Source organism: Nonomuraea sp. NPDC003754 (genome assembly GCF_053605785.1).
In genome coordinates this window covers 36282-53112 of sequence record NZ_JBSGJX010000057.1, presented here as the reverse complement: position 1 = coordinate 53112, position 16831 = coordinate 36282, and the positions used below count along the sequence as shown (strand labels likewise).

14 protein-coding genes and 1 tRNA gene are annotated in these 16831 nt (G+C 68.7%); 8 read left to right on the top strand and 7 right to left on the bottom strand.

What is annotated here, in order from left to right:
• The coding region (locus ACWEVS_RS41640; RefSeq protein ID WP_452556374.1) for a hypothetical protein at positions 1-70 on the bottom strand (70 nt) is incomplete at its 3' end.
• Positions 71-987: 917 nt separating this feature from the next.
• Between ACWEVS_RS41640 and ACWEVS_RS41635 the strand changes: the two genes are divergently transcribed.
• The 5 genes from ACWEVS_RS41635 to ACWEVS_RS41615 all read left to right on the top strand — a co-directional run bounded on the left by ACWEVS_RS41635 (position 988) and on the right by ACWEVS_RS41615 (position 5809).
• Positions 988-1209: a hypothetical protein gene (locus tag ACWEVS_RS41635; protein ID WP_452556372.1), complete on the top strand. Its 222-nt coding sequence runs from the start codon at positions 988-990 to the stop codon at positions 1207-1209.
• 180 nt (positions 1210-1389) lie between these two features.
• Positions 1390-1773 (top strand): DNA methyltransferase, encoded by a 384-nt coding sequence (locus tag ACWEVS_RS41630; protein WP_452556370.1) that lies wholly within the window; start codon positions 1390-1392, stop codon positions 1771-1773.
• 296 nt (positions 1774-2069) lie between these two features.
• A complete protein-coding gene (locus ACWEVS_RS41625) occupies positions 2070-2321 on the top strand; it encodes a helix-turn-helix transcriptional regulator (RefSeq protein ID WP_452556368.1) in 252 nt (83 codons plus the stop codon).
• Positions 2318-4015, top strand: a complete 1698-nt coding sequence (locus ACWEVS_RS41620) for a tyrosine-type recombinase/integrase (RefSeq protein ID WP_452556366.1) — start codon at positions 2318-2320, stop codon at positions 4013-4015. Before ACWEVS_RS41625 ends, ACWEVS_RS41620 begins: the two co-directional genes overlap by 4 nt.
• Before the next feature lie 513 nt (positions 4016-4528).
• Complete coding sequence (locus tag ACWEVS_RS41615; protein WP_452556364.1) at positions 4529-5809, top strand: hypothetical protein; 1281 nt, start codon at positions 4529-4531, stop codon at positions 5807-5809.
• Positions 5810-6323: 514 nt separating this feature from the next.
• On the opposite strand, the gene ACWEVS_RS41610 is transcribed toward ACWEVS_RS41615, so the two are convergent.
• The 4 genes from ACWEVS_RS41610 to ACWEVS_RS41595 form a co-directional block, all read right to left on the bottom strand.
• Positions 6324-8522, bottom strand: a complete 2199-nt coding sequence (locus ACWEVS_RS41610) for a hypothetical protein (RefSeq protein ID WP_452556362.1) — start codon at positions 8520-8522, stop codon at positions 6324-6326.
• 1295 nt (positions 8523-9817) lie between these two features.
• Positions 9818-9891: transfer RNA gene (locus ACWEVS_RS41605), tRNA-Lys, on the bottom strand.
• A 41-nt stretch (positions 9892-9932) separates the two neighbouring features.
• Positions 9933-10493, bottom strand: coding sequence for a class F sortase (locus ACWEVS_RS41600; RefSeq protein WP_452556360.1), 561 nt, complete (start codon positions 10491-10493; stop codon positions 9933-9935).
• Between the two features lie 1163 nt (positions 10494-11656).
• Entirely contained in the window at positions 11657-12148 is a 492-nt protein-coding gene (locus ACWEVS_RS41595) for a hypothetical protein (protein ID WP_354913712.1), read from the bottom strand.
• 219 nt (positions 12149-12367) lie between these two features.
• Between ACWEVS_RS41595 and ACWEVS_RS41590 the strand changes: the two genes are divergently transcribed.
• Both ACWEVS_RS41590 and ACWEVS_RS41585 read left to right on the top strand, forming a co-directional pair.
• The gene (locus tag ACWEVS_RS41590) at positions 12368-13198 is read left to right on the top strand and encodes an AAA family ATPase (protein ID WP_452556358.1); all 831 of its coding nucleotides are present in this window, start codon (positions 12368-12370) and stop codon (positions 13196-13198) included.
• A complete protein-coding gene (locus ACWEVS_RS41585; protein ID WP_452556356.1) occupies positions 13195-14535 on the top strand; it encodes a vWA domain-containing protein in 1341 nt (446 codons plus the stop codon). Before ACWEVS_RS41590 ends, ACWEVS_RS41585 begins: the two co-directional genes overlap by 4 nt.
• Here the strand turns inward: ACWEVS_RS41585 and ACWEVS_RS41580 are convergent.
• The gene (locus ACWEVS_RS41580; RefSeq protein ID WP_354913718.1) at positions 14516-15289 is read right to left on the bottom strand and encodes a nuclease-related domain-containing protein; all 774 of its coding nucleotides are present in this window, start codon (positions 15287-15289) and stop codon (positions 14516-14518) included. The genes ACWEVS_RS41585 and ACWEVS_RS41580 overlap by 20 nt on opposite strands.
• 146 nt (positions 15290-15435) lie before the next feature.
• On the opposite strand from ACWEVS_RS41580, the gene ACWEVS_RS41575 reads away from it, so the two are divergent.
• Positions 15436-16014, top strand: coding sequence for a TetR/AcrR family transcriptional regulator (locus tag ACWEVS_RS41575; protein WP_354913720.1), 579 nt, complete (start codon positions 15436-15438; stop codon positions 16012-16014).
• Here ACWEVS_RS41575 and ACWEVS_RS41570 read toward each other — a convergent pair.
• A complete protein-coding gene (locus ACWEVS_RS41570; protein ID WP_449917464.1) occupies positions 15995-16789 on the bottom strand; it encodes an SDR family NAD(P)-dependent oxidoreductase in 795 nt (264 codons plus the stop codon). The genes ACWEVS_RS41575 and ACWEVS_RS41570 overlap by 20 nt on opposite strands.
• Between the last annotated feature and the right edge of the window lie 42 nt (positions 16790-16831).

Sequence of the window (16831 nt, the reverse complement as noted above, 5' to 3'; positions counted from 1 at the left end):
GAGATGGAGGTCCTTTGGAGTGCAGCGCCTGGGCGCCACCCTCGCGCCAGGCACGCCGCCACCGTTCCACCGACCGCTCAGTGACCCGCAGCCGATCTGCTCCTGCACGGAGTGATCACGGTGCTGTTCCTCAGCCCGCAGTGACGCGTACGGGCTGCCGGTGAAGAACGGGTAATACCGGTAGGCGGGGAACAGTTCGTCCTGGCCGTGCCCGGCCTGGGTGTTGACCTTCTTGACCCGGCGGACAATCAGCCTGGCGCTGACCGCGCCGCCTTTCTTGCTGGTGAAGGCGGTGTAGCCGATCTGGGCGACCTCGGCGTCGGAGATCCAGCCGCCGGCTTGGTCATCGAAGATCGCGTTCGGGTACTGGATCGGCCTCCACGCGGTCTCCTCGATGGCTGTGATCGCCACCTTGACCTTGGGATCCAGTTTGGCGGTGACCGAGAAGCGCACGTCGTGGGCGCGGCAAGGGCCGACGGACTCGGCGCCGTAGAACGCGCTGTCGCCGCGCAGGATCAGTGTGCCCGAGCAGCCCACCTGCCGGGCGGTGGTGATGGACTCGCGGATCAGGGACGCTGCGCCACGAGCGGAGTTGGCGCTGCCGCCGCGCAGCCTGGTCGCGGCCACGAATGGGGCGGCCAGTGGGGTGGACAGGGTGATGGCCAGCACGTTCAGCCCGCGGACCAGGACACTTTTGCCTTGGATTTTCGTATGGCCGAACCCGGAGCCCTGCTTGGCATGGCCGTAGGTGCGTCGCTGCATGGAGTCACCTGGTCCGGCTGGCGCGCACCCACCCGGGCTACGCCCTGGAGGTCACCAACTTGCGCCTCATCGACCCCGGCAACGATGAGCAGAGGGTGCTCGCGACCTCATCGCAAGCGCGGTCCTGGTCGTGGTCGAGCACACCTGCCGACAGCTCCTGACGCGGTCGAGGTCCCGGAGGTCACCCACGCGGCAGAGCTGGTCAAGCCGGGCGGGCATCTGGTCGTGCTCACCGGCCTGCACCGCGCTGACCGCGTGGTTGATCCGCTGCCGGAGATCATCGCCCAACCACGCGCCGCGGGCCTGGTGTATCTGCAGTACCTCATCGGCCTACGCCAGCCCGCACAGGGCGAGCACATCCACCCTGACGTCTCCGATCGTGGCCTGGCCGCTTCGCACGAGCTGCAGGAGTGCGCCGGATTGCCGGCGAGCGCACGTGCGCAGTGACGTGCTGCTGTTCACCCGGCCGAAGACGCCTCCGAGTTCATCCGAACCGGAAACGGGGGCCTGCGGAGCCGCTCAGCGGACGGCAGCGCGGACGGAAGTGAGCGTTCATGATCGAGATGACGACGTCGGTGTGGGCGACCGGCCAGCAGAACGTCGCGAGTGCAACGGTGGGGCCGGTACGTGCCGAAGTCGATGCGGCATCCGGGCAAGATGCTGCCCTCCATCGCCGCCACAACGATCGCCGCCTACACCGCACCTGGAGAATGGGGCATCGACCCGAAGTGCGGGATCGGCACCACCCTGGTCGAGGCCACTCACCTCGACAGACACGCCGTGGGTGTGGAGTACGAGGAGAGGTGGGCGCGGCTGACCGTGGCGAACCTCGGCCACGCCCGCAAGCAGGGCTTCCGGCTTCGGGACGAGTGGTGGCCGGGGGGGTTCCCGGCACATCGCCCGACTGCCACCGGATCTGGCCGGGCGGGCGGCGCTGGAGCTCACCTCACCCGTACGGGGCGGCCACGCACGGGCACATCCGCTCGTGGAGCTGAGCCTGAGCTGGAGTAGCGCGGATTTTTCCGGCGTTCGGGCCCGATTCGGGCCAAACGCTGGAGCGCGGGCTGAACCTGTGGATTTCGCTTGACGCGGGCCATGGAGGTGGGCGTCGATACCACCCGCCCACGCACCCGCCGCCCCGCTACCGGGCCCCGAACCCGGGCTGTGGCCGCCCGTCGATGACCGGCAACCACATCCCGCCCCGGGGGGCTACGCGGGGCTGGGTCGGGGCGTAGCGCCCACCACAGCCCGCCAGGAACACGGCCCATACGGCCGCAGGCCTGTCCTCAACGTCACGGAGGTGATGCATGACTAGCACAACGCTAACCAGCCACCCCACGCAGCAGGCAACGCCAGAGGTGATCAGCCTGCTCGCAACCGGACGGCTGCTCGGCATGGGCCGCACCAAGGCCTACCGCCTCGCCCGCGCGGGGCAGTTTCCGTGCCGCGTGCTGCGCATCGGTGGCCGGTACGCAGTATCGGTACGCGGGCTGCGGGCGCTACTCGACCACACCCATCCGGATGGCAGACAAGATCGTCCGGCAAGCAAAGAAGGATGACCACGATGGCGAAAGCCCCGGAAACAACAGCAGCCAAAGAGCCGAACGTAGCCAAGGGCACCACCTTCAAAACGCGCGCCTGCAAGGACTCGGCCACCGGCAAGCGGCTCGGGAAGAACTGCCCGAAGCTGCGCCGCCCGCACGACGACGGAGGAGCCCGGTGGAGCACCACGCACGGCTCCTGGGGCTACCAGCTGGAACTGCCCGCCCACACGGACGGCAAGCGGCGTAACCCGTTGCGGCGCAGCGGATTCGCCACGCTAGAGGATGCCGGGGCCGAGCTGGACCACGCCCGCGGCCTGCTCGCCCTCGACAACGACCCCGCCGTACGGCGGCAGATCACCAAGCTGATGCTGTCGGTCCTCAAAGACGCCAAGAGCCTGCCCGATACCGAGGAAGTGAGGCGCAAGGTCCGCACCCGTCAAGACCTCAACCGGCACATCACCGTGGCCGAGTGGCTGGAGGAATTCCTCAAGCGCAAGCGCGCCATCGAGGCGACGACGAAACGGTCCTACGAATCCCACGTCCGCCTCTACCTTAACCCCTACCTCGGCGACATCCGGCTGGACCGGCTACGCGTCTCCGACATTGCGAGCATGTTCGATGCGATCGAGGAGTTCAACGACATCATCGCCACCGAACGCGCCAGCGGCGACCCCGCCCGCGTAGCAGCCGTCAAGCATCGGCGTCCGGTCGGCCCCACGAGCATGCACCGCATCCGGGCCACCCTGCGGCACGCGCTGAACATCGCGATCCGCCAGGACAGGCTCCTGGACTTCAACCCGGCCGCCGTCGTCGAGATGGCACCGATCGACCGGCCCAAGCCGGTCGTCTGGACCGAGGAGAAGGTGACGCAATGGCGTAAGGACCACGTCGAACACCGGGACCGCCTCAAGCGGGCACGCGACGGCAAGCGGGTCGACCCGATCGCCGCTTTCGTCAGCACTCCCCGGCCCTCGCCCGTCATGGTGTGGACCTCCGAGCAGACGTCGGCCTTCCTCGCCTACGCCCGCCGGGACCGGCTGTTCGCCCTGTATCGACTGATCGCCGTACGCGGCCTGCGGCGCGGCGAAGGAGCCGGCCTCCGCTGGCCGGACATCATCTTCGCGACATCAAGGATCGGCATCCACTGGCAGATCACCCAACTCGGCTGGACCCCGATCCAAGGCAGTCCGAAAACCGATGCCAGCGACCGTGAGATCGCGGTGGACGCCCAGACGATGGTCCTGCTCAAGGAACACCGTAAGCACCAGGCCCGGGAACGGCTGGCTGCAGGCGAAGACTGGGTCGATAGCGACTTCGTCTTCACTGACGAGATGGGCCGGCCGCTACATCCACAGCATGTGACCGACCGCTTCTACTGGCTGTGCTACCAAGCAGGGCTCCCGCCGATCCGGCTGCATGACCTGCGCCACGGAGCGGCCACCGCCATGCTCGCGGCTGGGGTCGATATCAAGATCGTACAGGAGACCCTGGGACACACATCCTCGGCCTTCACTCGCGACACCTACACCAGCGTCTACCCCGAAGCAGCCGCCGCGGCAGCCGAAGCCACCGCCGCGCTGCTGACCTCCTACCCACTCCCCGCATCGTCACCGGTCCCACCTCGACACGGCACAACTCGTTCCAGGGCAGGCGGCCAAACCGCCGCGACAGAGGCGGACGGGGCGGTGATTCACCTGCCCACCAGCTGATCAGCCGTCCGGAAACAGAGCGGGAGGTAGGCCAGCCGCGCGACCGCTGCTGACCTACCTCCGAGTCGAGCGAACCTACGTCAGCCGTCTATGAGTCGGCCACCCCGCGGCCGTCACGTTGCCAATCGGACACCTGGCCCGGGAACCGGCGCGTGAGCGCGGTCCACGTCCATAGTGAACAACGCGCCGTGTGGCGGAGCTAGCCGCCGAACTCACGGGCGACGACCAAGAGCGGCGATGTGCCCACGCCCGCGCTCGGGGGTTGATGGGGGGTTCCGCCACGATATTGCGGTTGTCTAGGACCCGCTGGGCATTAACCTGACCAGAATGAGTCTCTCAGCGCCCGGCCTGGTCCCGGTGCACGTGGGTCAACCGGCGCCGGGTTCTGAGCAAGAGCAGATGCTGTTAGAGGAGCAGGAGCGCATGCGCGCCCGGTATGGCCGGCAGCGACCTCCGCGAATACCGGGCGGGCTGGATTGGCAGAAGCACGGTCTGCAGCCGCGGTGGCTCGGCATGGAGACCAGCGACTGCGTCGTGGCATTGGAGCCGGGATTCTTCCACAACCGTGGCGCTGACGAACGGAACCGTTTCTTCGCTGGCGCTCGACGGCGCAACGAACTTGCCCTGGTAGTCGCAGTGATCGGTGACGTTGATGACGACAGCACTCGCAGCGTCCTGTCACAATTCGACTCGTCCGTTTACCTCAACACCACGCTCACCAGCGTAAACGGCCGGCGCCTCCCCGTCGGGACTCGGCCCGAGATCGCCCCAGACCTAAGCTCTGCTGACCGCGACTTGGCGATCCGGCTGCTCACTCGCCCGCCGGACGCCCCGTGGTGGAGCTTGCACCTCGGTGGCGTACAGCTGGAAGGCGGCACCGGCTCCGGGTCTGTGAACCACGAGGCAGAGGGGCAATTGCACCCTGTTCTCATTGACCCGCTGGGGGACCCGGTGGTCGCGGCTTGGACCTCACCTTCGTGCGGTCAGCGCTGGTACATCATCCCGGACGCCACCGGTTGGGACAACGTTCTGAGCTGGCTGATACATCGGGCCCTGCCCGAGTTTGTGCCCGATGCCCTACGCCGGGCGCGCTCCCCCCACTTCATAGAGCCTGACCTACAGACCACCACCGAGTTGGCAACTCGGCAGGCCCTAGACGAGCTGGAGGCGCGCTACATCATGGAGAAGCTGCGTCTTGAACAGGACTTGCGGGAGGCCGAAGCGCGTGCTGAGCCGGTACGGTACGGGCTGCTCTATGGCACCGGCGCCGAACTGGTCCGTGCGGTTGCGGTAGTGCTGACCGAAGCGGGCCTGCAAACCGTCGATCTGGACGAGGCGCTCGGCGCCACCAAGTCGGCAGACCTGCTCGTAAGCGCCGACTCCCTGCCCGGACGCCTCGTTGAGGTCAAGGCCGCCAGCGGCGCGGCCCAGGAACACCTGGTCGGCCACCTGCAGCGGCACCTCGAGACTTGGCCCCAGCTGCGCCCCAACGAGCCAGTCAGCGGCGGCGTCCTGGTCGTCAATCACCAACACAAGTTGCACCCGTCCCAGAGGGCGGCACACGTCTACTCCCGACCCGAGTTCGTTGCCGCGCTGCCTGTGCCGGTCGTGAGCACCATGCAGCTGTTTCACTGGTGGCGCACGGAGGACTGGGCCGCAATCCGTACCGCGGTACTCGGTGCCGACCTTCGCACCGCGGTTTCGAGCGCAGTTACGGAGGAGGTCACAGATCGTCCAGAAACGCCACCGGTGAGCCGGTGGCAGCGGTGGCGCTCTCGCGGGCGTAGCCGGTAGCGATCTGGTTGGCCGAGGCACACATCAGGTGTCGCGGGCGGAGAGGAGCTGGGCGCGTGTAGGTGGCGCCTTCGGCCTAGGGCGTGTTCTTGATGAGTTCCAACAGTCCGTTGGGCAGCAAGGTGTCGTTAGTGGGGCCACTGTGTGGAGCGACGGCGGTGATGCCGGCTAGGAGAAGGCGGATCAGGTAGGCCAGGGCAGTGGACCTCGATCCGCCGTAGGCCCAGCTCAGGCCGCGCCCGGACTGTTCGGGGGCCAGGTAGAGGACGCCGTCCTCGGTGCGGATCCACACCTGCCGTCAGCGCCCGCGACCCCTGGTGAAACGGGCGAGGAAGCCACGCGCCTGGTCACGTCGGTGCCTTCTGTACCCAGTGTGGATGCGGCCAGGCACTTGTGGAGGTGGGAGATTGGATGGCTTCCTGGCACCGGTATCTACAACCGCTGGAGGCAGCAGCATGGCCCACCACTAATGATCTTCGGTGGGCCCTGCATGCCCTACTTGGTGGGGTCAAGGTTAAGCAGCATCGTCGTCTTCCTCACCGGAGTCGAGGTCCGGCTCATTGGAGTAGATCGTCGATTGGACCTTGACGGCGAGCTTGGAGAGCTTGGCCCATTCGCGGCGGGATCCGAGCGGATGGGCGCCTGCGGCGTCCGGTGTCTGGCTCAGCCGGATGAGCTGGGTAAGGGCCTCTTGTGCATCGGTGAGGGTGCCGAGCAGCTTGCGCCGATAGTCGGCCATCTGATCGAGGACCGGTTTGGGCGCGGTGTCGTCGGCGGCAGCACGCCGATCCTCTTCCTGGGCTGCGCGCTGGGGGTCAGACAACTTGACGACGGTGTACTCGTCGAGGCGGCGGGGTACGCCCGCGCCGTCGCGGGCGATGCCGTCGTGGGCCTCCAGATCGACGTCGACCAGGATGTAGCGGTCGTCCTCGGCCCCCTCCTTGATCAGCTGCTTGTCGGTAAAGGAGTTCACCGCCACCCGATCGGCGTCGAATCTGTTGGCGGCGTGGGCAAGCAGGAGCAGCCCGGCAGGGTTGTCCGCCCGGGCCAGCCCGGCGATGACGTCGTCGACGTCGGCGCGGAACGGGACGGTGATGCCGACCGCCGAGCCGACGTTGCGGGTCAGCAGCTTGTCGGTGATCAGTGCGATACCGCCGGCGACGGCCAGGGTGAGCCTGGCGTCGAGGTCGCCGGAGGCGGCCGGTTCGACCAGCGTGGTGAAGTCCGAGCAGGGCACCGGCTGCCAGTCCGCGTCGGTGACCTCCTTGGTGAGCACGCCTCCGTTGCCCCAGGCGTTGCGCGCCTGCCGCAGGGTCTGTTTTTTGGCCAGCCGCCACGGCAGGTCGGTGATGGGTCCGAGGATCTCCGCGTAGGTGTTGGTGCGCAGCCGTTGCTTGCCCGCGATCGCCTTCACGTGCTTCTTCATGACCTCGAATACAGGCGGGCGGGTCAGGTAATGGACCAGGAACACCGTACGCCAGAGGGGCGTGCCGGGGATGGTTTGGTCGCAGAAGACCTCGGGCGTGTGCTGGGGGTGGTACTGACCGATGGCCAACCGGTAGACGTCGGCGACGCTGATGCCGGTGGTGTCGGTGACGCCGTCGAGCATGGTCCGCTTGAGCGCCCGGGAGCCGATCTCGGCGTTCTGCGCGGCCGAGTCCCACATGCCGAACTCGACGTGGATCGACGACAGGATGCTGCGGACGGCATCATCGAAGACCTCGCCGGGCGGCAGCCCAGAGCCAGGGTGCACCTGAAGCCCCACGGCGATCTGAGCCGGCACAACGATGCTCTGCCCGATCCTGATCGATTCCTCGGCGGGGGTGGCACCGCTCAGGCCAGCGATGAAGGACGCCCGCAGCTTGTCGAGTTCGCCCTGCCGGCCGAGCGCCATGCGCTGGGTCAGTGGCTTGTCCACGCCACGACGCACGGGCTTTTCAGCAAGCAGGACCTCGATGGCCCGCTCAGCGATCTCTTCAGGAGTCGCCTGGTCCCCGCACAGCGCGCCCCAGGCGCTGACGACGCGCGTGATTCCGTCGCGGACGACCAGGACATAGAGCGGCTCGGATCCGTCGGAGAACTCTATGCGGGCCACATGCGCGACGATCGCCCGGGTGATGCGCCGGCTGAGGATGGACTCGTCGTACTGCTTGTTGGAGTTCCGGGTCGCGATGATCGTCTGGCGCAGGTAACCACGCAGATGATCATGGTCGCGAAACCGGTACACCAACATCGCATGTGCGGTGTCGCCGGTCAGCTCGCCCTCAATCTCAGGGTCGGACTCCGCGTGCGGGTCCTGCCCGATGCGCGGCTGCACCAGTGGGAAGACCTCGGTCAGCCAGACGCGGCCGTTGCCGGAGCGCAGCGTCGCTCCGCCGACGTGCTCTTCGATGAGCGAGGAACCACCAGTGCCGGACTGGTACAGAAGCTGCGCCGTCAGTGCGGGCGGGTGGACCACCGCCCGCGACAGCGCGTGCCAGCCGTCTTCCGGCAGTGCGCAGTAGGGGTTGTTCTGACCGACACGCACCAGTCGGGTGCGATCGCGGACTTCTGACAGAGCGGGCAGTTCGTGGCTGAAGTTGGTGACGGTCAGCGTGTCGTCGCCGACCTTCAGCGTGATGGGGTCCCACCGCTCGTCGCCGTGAGTAACCGGCTGTTCCGGGTGGTGGACCGTGTCGAACTGCGGTGCCTGGAACTGAGCGTCAACAGACATGTGCGTCTGTCCTCTCGGTGATCCTGGGCGCCATCCGGCACTCACCGGGGCCCTGCCCCTCGTGCTAGCGCGTGCATACGCCGTCTGGGGGACGCGGAGATCATGAAGGTCCGCGCTGCGTCGCTTGGCAGATCCGAAAGTGCCCCACACCTGGTCACATCGCGCGGCGCGGCTCATGTCACCGGCCGAACGTGTACCCGATGGCTCCTTCTGGGAGCCCCCGGAGCGATCTCCGGGGTGATGCATCGCCCCTGCCAAGGGCGCGACCCGATCCACGGTACATCACTGAATCGCCGCATGCGTCGGCGTTTGTGCCACTTCCAGTGAGCCGGGGTGGACACCGCACCAGGTGTTCCCGCCCTGGCCCAACTGCGCGCCGAGCACCCGGGCATGTCCTGGCACTCCTTCGGCGGCCATATTCCGCGACTTCGAGCCGTTCTGGACCACCGTCGGCGACGGCCTGCCCGGCGGCTACCGGCACCGCCTGCCCTCGCCTTACCCCCATATCGGTACCGGCTGGCCACAGCAGGGCTGACTTCGCCCGTTACCCCGCCCGTCCCCGGCCCGGCAGGGGAAGATGGCGCTCGTGAGCCAACCAACGCGGGAGCAGCGGGCGGCCGCGCTGCATCGGCTGGGGACGGCTGGCCGAACAGGGCGCACCACTGAGCGCTGAAGTCGCCGCGGCAGCGGCAGCTTTGGGGGTTGGCCGAGCGGACTGTGTGGCGCCGCATGGGTTCGGCCCTCATGTCGCGGCCGCGGTTGCTCCGGTCGCACGCCGTGATACGCGTGCGATCAGCCGAGACCCCAGCAACTCCCCCTCGAGCTCTCATAGCCCACCCCAGGAACGGGGCAGCCGCAGCCGGGGCCCCGAGCAGGACGAAGACGACGCTTCGCAGACAAGGAAGACGAGCTCACGAGCAGATCCGTTCTGCAGAGGAGGTCAGAACAGCTCCGCTGCGAAGCGGCGGAGCATGCGCTTCAGACAGCTTGATCAACTCTTTGCCGGAAGGAAAGCGCCTCCCGGCCCAGCATGCCCGCTGCACCTTCCGGTTTGGCGTTCTCTTGATCGTCTTACGAGTCTGACCTGACGAACGGGCTCACGGGACGCCCAGCCACGTGCCTGTCCAGCCACGTGCCAGCCACGTGCCGTGTCAAGTTCTGTCAAGTTCTGTCAAGTTCCGGTACCGTGCCGAAGAGCATCCGGCGAGCAACCACGGGAGCGTCTCAACGCGGCCGGAGCCACTCGAAAACCAAGAAACCCCAGCTCAGCGCCCTGAGCTGGGGTTTCGATGCTGTGCGCCGCCAGGGACTCGAACCCCGGACCCGCTGATTAAGAGTCAGCTGCTCTAACCAACTGAGCTAGCGGCGCCTGCGGGAAGAAACATACCCGACTTCACGGCACAGGTCGAATCAGCGGCGGTCCAGCGGTCCGGCCGCCCGCCGCCCGGTGATGAGCTTCGCGAAGACCACCGTGTTGTCGAGGTAGTGCCTCGTGGTGGTGTTGAACGCCCCGGCGCAGGTGATCAACCGGAGGGCCGGATGCCCGGGATCGCCGTACACCTCCCGCGCGGGGAACTCGTCCTTCGGATAGGTGGCGACCTTGGTGACGACGAAGCGCAGCCGGCGCCCGTCCTTGCGGGTCACGAAGACGCGTTTGCCGGGGGTGAGCTCACTGATCCGGTAGAAGACGGCCGGGCCCGTGGTGTTGTCGTAGTGCCCGACCATCACCGCCGCGCCGGGCGCGCCCGGCCTGGGCCCCATCTTGAACCAGCCGACCTTGTCGGAGACGCTGAGCGGCGGGGCGCCGATCCTGCCGTCCTCGTCGACGCCGACCCGCATGACGGCGGCGGCGATGTCGAGGCTGGGGATCTGGAGGTTCAGGGGAGGCGAGTCGATCCCTTTGGCTCCGGCGGGCCCGACAGCCGCCGTCCGGGGTGGCTTGACCGGGAACGGCCTGGCGCGGGCGGACACGTCCGCCGGAGCGGCCTGGAGACTTCCGGCCCTGCGAGCCTCGGACGTCCCGGCCCGACGGGACTCGGACGTCTCATCCCGGCCAGGTCTGGGGGTCTCGGTCCGACGGGGTGTGGAGGTCTCAGCCCGGCGAGGTTCCGATGTCCCGGCCCGACGAGGCTCGGACGTCTCAGCCCGACGGGGTGCGGAGGTCTCAGCCCGACGGGGTGCGGGGGTCTCGGCACGGCGGGGCTCGGACGTCTCAGCACGGCGGGGTGTGGAGGTTTCGGCACCGCCGGGCCTGGCGCGGTCGGCTCGGACCTGCTGCGGCGGCCTGGGGGTCGTCTCCACTCGCGCCGGCGCGGGCGCGGCACTGTGGACCTGCCTGACCGGCCGGGAGACCGGCTCGCCTCGTACTGGCGCGGGCGCGACGGCACGGGCCTGCCCGGGCCTCTCAGCCCGGCCCGGCGTGTCGGCCTTTCCCGGGCCTGGTGTGCGGGTCCGGACCGGCTTGGGCGGGCTCGACGGCGCAGGTGGAACCGACGGCTTCGAGCGGGCGACCGGCTTCGGCGGACTGGGCGGCACGGGCGAACTCACGGGCTTGGAACGACTGACCGGCTTGGGCGGGCTCGGCGGCGCAGGAGGAACCGACGGCTTCGAGCGGGCGACCGGCTTCGGCGGACTGGGCGGCGCAGGCGAAGTCACCGGCTTGGAACGACTGACCGGCTTCGACGGGCTGGGCGGCGCGGGCGGGGTCATGGGCTTGGAGCGGGCGGCCGGCTTGGGCGGGCTCGACGGCGCAGGTGGGTGGGGTGACTGGGGTGGGGTGGGCGCCTTGGGCGGAGACACGTTGGGCGCCTGGCGCGCTCCGGGACGGGCGCGTTCGAGAGTCTCGGGTCCGGTGGGATCGGGGGCCTTGGACGTGCGAGGTCCGGAGGGGTCGGGGGCCTTGGACGTGCGAGGCCCGGAGGGGTCGGGAGCCTTGGACGTGCGAGGCCCCGCGGGGTCGGAGGCCTTGGGCGTGCGGGGCCCGGAGGGGTCGGGGGTCTTGGGCGTGCGAGGTCCGGAGGGGTCGGGGGACTCGGCCCTGCCGGTGGCCGCGTTCGCGGGCGCCGGTGTGAGGGTCAGGGCCATGAGGGAGGCCGCCACGCACAGGGCGTGGCGGCCGATTGCGTGACGGATCATCACTTGCGGACGGTCGCCTTGGCCATGCCGCCGCCGCCGGTGTGGGGGCCGGGACCCCAGCCCGGGCCCCAGCCGCCGCAGCGGGGGCCGCCCCACCATCCGCCGCCGCCACCACCGCAGCCGTGGCCGCCCTTGAACCCGTGGCCACCCTTGAAGTCGTGGCCGTCCTTGAACCCGTCGCCCTTGAAGTCGTGGCCGCCCTTGAACCCGGGGTCACCCTTGAATCCGGGGTTGCCCTTGAAGTCGTGGCCGATCTTGCCGAAGTTTCCCTTGCCGAAGTCGATCTTGCCGAGGCCGCCCTTGCGGCCGTTCATCCTGCCGAGGTCGTCGTCGAGGTCCTCGTCGAAGCGCCTGGGACCGAAGTCGTCGTCGGGATCGGCGGCGAGGACCGCGCGGCCGGGCAGGCTCTGCGCCGCGACGGAGGTCGCCATGGAGGCGAGACCGAATCCGGAGAGCAGGATCAGGCCGGTGGCGGCTACTGCGATACGCATCGCTTTTTCCTCTCTGAGTGACTGTGAAGTCGAAGCGGGAAATCCCCTCATGTCGCATCCGCCGAACCGACACAATCCGCTTCTTGCCATGGCCATTACTGCAATAAGGCAGAAGACCGTTTATCGCCATTTCTCTTAACGCCACAGAACCCGTCAATTCGGACTTATTGTTGGCCCCTGCTAGAATAAAGTTCGGCCCCCCGCCCGACAGGAGCATCGATGTTCAACTCGCCCGCCGACGTGAGCGAGCGCCTCGCCGCCGTTGACTACCTCTCCGACGACTCCATCGCCACCTCGGTGTTCCTGGCCGCCGCACTCGGCAAGCCGCTGCTCGCCGAAGGACCGGCGGGGGTCGGCAAGACGCAGCTGGCCAAGGCGGTCGCGAAGGCGACCGGGGCCCGCCTGATCAGGCTGCAGTGCTACGAGGGGCTCGACGAGGCCAGGGCGCTGTACGAGTGGAACTACAAGAAGCAGTTGCTGCGCATCCAGGCGACCAGCTCGGACGACGACATCTTCTCCGAGGAGTTCCTGCTGGAGCGGCCCCTGCTCAAGGCGATCAGGAGCCCCGAGCCGGCCGTCCTGCTGATCGACGAGACGGACAAGGCGGACGTCGAGGTCGAGGGCCTGCTGCTGGAGCTGCTGTCGGACTTCCAGGTGACGATCCCCGAGCTGGGCACGATCGAGGCGACGCTGCGGCCGTTCGTCGTGCTCACCTCCAACGCCACGCGGGAGCTGTCGGAGGCGCTCAAGCGGCGCTGCCTCTACCTGCACATCGAGTACCCGACCCCGGAGCGCGAGCGCGACATCGTGCTGTCGCAGGTGCCGACCCTGCCCGCGGACCTGGCCGAACAGCTCGCCAGGACGGTGGCCACGCTGCGGGCGCTCGAGCTGAAGAAGGCCCCCTCGGTCGCCGAGACCGTCGACTGGGCGCGCACGCTGCTGGCGCTCGGCCGCGCGGAGCTCGACGAGGAGACCGTCTCCGGCACGCTCGGCGTGGTGCTCAAGCACGCCTCCGACCAGGCGCGCGCCCGCAAGGAGCTGGGCCTGTGAGCCTGGTGGACCGGCATGTCGGCTTCGTGCACGCGCTGCGCGAAGCGGGGCTGCCCGTGTCGCTGGCGGAGGGTCTCGACGCGGCCAGGGCGCTGCGCGTGATCGACCTGACCGAGCGGGAGTCGCTGCGGGCCGCCTACGCGGCGACGCTGGTCAAGAAGCCCGCCTACCGGCCGGGCTTCGACATGCTGTTCGACCTGTGGTTCCCGTCGTCCACCACCGGGCTGTCCGGTACGGCAGGCAGCCCAGGCGAGCACCCGGCCGACCCGCCCGACGACCCCCGCGAGCGCCTGGCCGAGCTGCTGCACGGTTCGACGGAGGCCGAGATGAGGCAGTTCGCCCGCGCGATGGTCGACCGGTTCGGCCGCCAGCCCGCCGCGGAGGGCAGGCAGAACTGGTTCTCCTACAGCGTCATGCGGGCCCTGTCCCCCGAGACCCTGATCGCGAGCCTGCTGCGGGGTGTCCCGCGGGGCGGCCTGGAGGAGAGGACCGCCAGGCAACGGATCACCACCAATATCAGGCGCTTCGAGGAGGCCGTGGCCGCCGACGTCCGGCGGCGGATCGCCGAGGACTCCGGCATCGAGCGCATCGCCCGCTCCGCCGTACGGCCGCCGGTGGACCAGCTGGACTTCCTGCGGATCACCAGGGCGGACCTGGCCAGGCTGCGCAGAGAGGTGTATCCGCTGGCCCGCCGCCTGGCCACGCGCCTGACGATCAAGCACAGGCACGGCAGGCGCGGGCGGCTCGACTTCCGCAGGACGGTGCGGGCGTCGCTGTCCACGGGCGGCGTGCCCGTGGAGCCGAGGTTCCGGCCGCCGCGCCCGCACAAGCCGGAGCTGGTCATCCTGTGCGACACGAGCGACTCGGTCTCGTCCTTCGCCCATTTCACGCTGCTGCTCACGTATGCGCTGAGGGAGCAGTTCACCAAGGTGCGCGCATTCGGTTTCGTCGACACCGTGGATGAAATCACGCGGTTCTTCACCCCGGGTGGAGATGTGGGCGAGGCACTGACCCGACTCGCAACAGAAGCTCATATGTCGCGGTTCGGCCGGACGAATTATGGGCGGGCATTCGAGGAGTTCGCCGAAAAGGACGCCGTCGGGCCCAGGACCAGCCTGCTGATTCTCGGCGACGCGCGTTCCAATTACCAGCCGCCCGCGCTCGACACGCTGCGCCGGCTGGCCAAGGGCGCCCGGCGCGCGTACTGGCTCAACCCCGAGCCGAGGCGGCAGTGGGACAGCGGCGACTCCCTCGCCACCGCCTACGGCTCGATCGTGCCGATGCGCGAGTGCCGCAACGTCACCCAGCTGGCGGAGTTCATCGAGCGACTGGCCTAGCCAGCTCCCGCGCCGCCGTACGGGCGATCAGCTCGATCTGCTCCTCGGTCAGCACCACCCGGCCCGCCCTCTTGATGACCTTGGCCACCAGCGAGGGCTTGAGCAGCGTGATGCCCTCGCCACTCACGATGCCACCGCGCGGCAGCCGGCCGCAGTGGACGGCGAGCATCGGCTCGATGGACAGCGCGATGCCGGTCTCCCTGCTGAGCAGTGCGGCGAAGGCGTCGGCGGTGTCGACCAGCGGCTTGGCCACGTGGGAGCCGAACTTCTCGCCGAAGAACAGCCGCCCGCCGTAGGCCGCGATGTCGGTGTCGGGCGACCACGCCTCGTTGTCGACGATCCAGGCCCCGGCGGGGCCGATGATCAGATGGTCGATGGAGGCCTGGCCGCGGATGGCCCGGCCCTGCAGGATGCGGTAGCCGGACTTGTTGAGGCCGCGTTTGAGCTTGCGCTGGGTGATCACCTCGCCGCGGCGGCGGCCGCGCCAGACGGAGGTGGCGTTGAAGTTGTACCAGACGATGCCCCAGTCGAGGGCGGCGACGAGACCGGCGAACAGCAGCCCGAAGACGGGGATCCAGGGCAGGTCGAAGCGGAAGGCCAGCCCCAGCCCCGCGACGAACCCGACTCCCGCCTTGATCGCCCTCGACCGTTGCCGGTTCTTGGCGTCCTCGCGCCAGAACTTCTCGTACCACCACTGCGGGGACGAACCTGTGAACTTCTCGTCCTGCTGCACGTAGATCGAGCCACCGGGCACGGCAAACTCCCCGAGTTCAGTAGGTCCACCTTGGATCTGCCACGCCGAAGATCCCTCGCTGGTCATCAGATACCCAAGGTAAGCCTAACTTAGCCGTGACGAGGCCCTTCCGGACACTCAACCGACCAGTCGGTATGCTGTTGACCATGGCACAGGATGAACCGGTCAGGCAGCGGCTGTTGTCGGAGGCGACGAGGCTGTTCGCCGACCGCGGCTTCGAGAGCACGTCGGTGCAGGAGATCGTGGTCGCGGCCGGGGTCACCAAGGGCGCGATGTACCACTACTTCGACTCCAAGGACGACCTGCTGCACGAGATCTACGGTCGCGTGCTGCGGATGCAGATGGACAGGCTGACCAGGATCGCCGACGGCCCGGGGACCGTGGCGGAGCGCCTGCACGCCGCGGCGGCCGACGTCGTGGAGACAACGGCGGACAACCTCGACGACTCCAAGATCTTCTTCAGGTCGATGCACCTGCTGGCCCCCGAGACGCAGAAGACGGTCAGGGCCGATCGCCGGCGCTACCACGAGCGCTTCCGCGACCTGGTGGCCGAGGGGCAGCGTGAGGGCGTGTTCCGTGCGGACGTGCCCGCCGAGATCGTGGTCGACTACTTCTTCGGCTCGGTCCACCATCTCGGCACCTGGTACCACGCCGACGGCCGGCTCTCGGGCGCCCAGGTCGGGGCGCACTTCGCCGACCTGCTGATCAGGTCGTTGCGACCGTAGGGGTGCGCGCGACGCCCCTGGTGACCATCCGGCTCACCAGGGCCAGCAGCCGGCGCGGCCGGCGCGGCATGAGGTGGGCCATCGCGAAGTTGCTCGCCCCCGGCACCACGTAGCCGCGGTCGCGGTCGAGGCCGCGCAGCGCCGCGGCGACCACCTGCCGGGGCGTGGACATCTTGCCGCCGATCGCCGCGTCTCTCGTGCCGAGCACGTCGAAGAAGGGGGTCTCGACCGGCCCCGGGGTCACGGCGAGCACCTTGACGCCGGTGCCGCGCAGCTCGCTCCACAGGGCCAGGCTGAAGTTGAGGACGAAGGCCTTGGACGCGCCGTAGGTGGCGAAGTAGGGCGCGACGTTGAAACCCGCGGTGGAGCCGACGTTGACCACCGCCCCCTCCCCTCTCGCCAGCATGCCCGGCACGAGCGCGTGGGTCAGGCCGACGAGCGCGACCACGTTGACCATGAGCTCGTCGTGCTCGCGCTCCGGCGAGAGGTCCTGGAAGCGGCCCGCCGTACCGAAACCCGCGTTGTTGACCAGCAGGTCGATCCGGCGTCCCTGGACGCGCTCGGCCACCCTGGCGGCGGCGTCGGGGGCGGACAGGTCCTGGCCGATCACCTCGACGGCGACGCCGTGCCGGTCGGCCAGCTCGGTGGCCAGCGCCTCCATCTTCTCCACGGAGCGGGCCACGAGCACGAGGTCGTGACCCCGGGCGGCGAGCTGCCGGGCGAACTCGGCGCCGATCCCGGAGGAGGCGCCGGTGACGAGAGCAGTCTTGTTCATGAGAGCGAATGTAGCAGCTTGGCCGATAACTGCAACACTTTG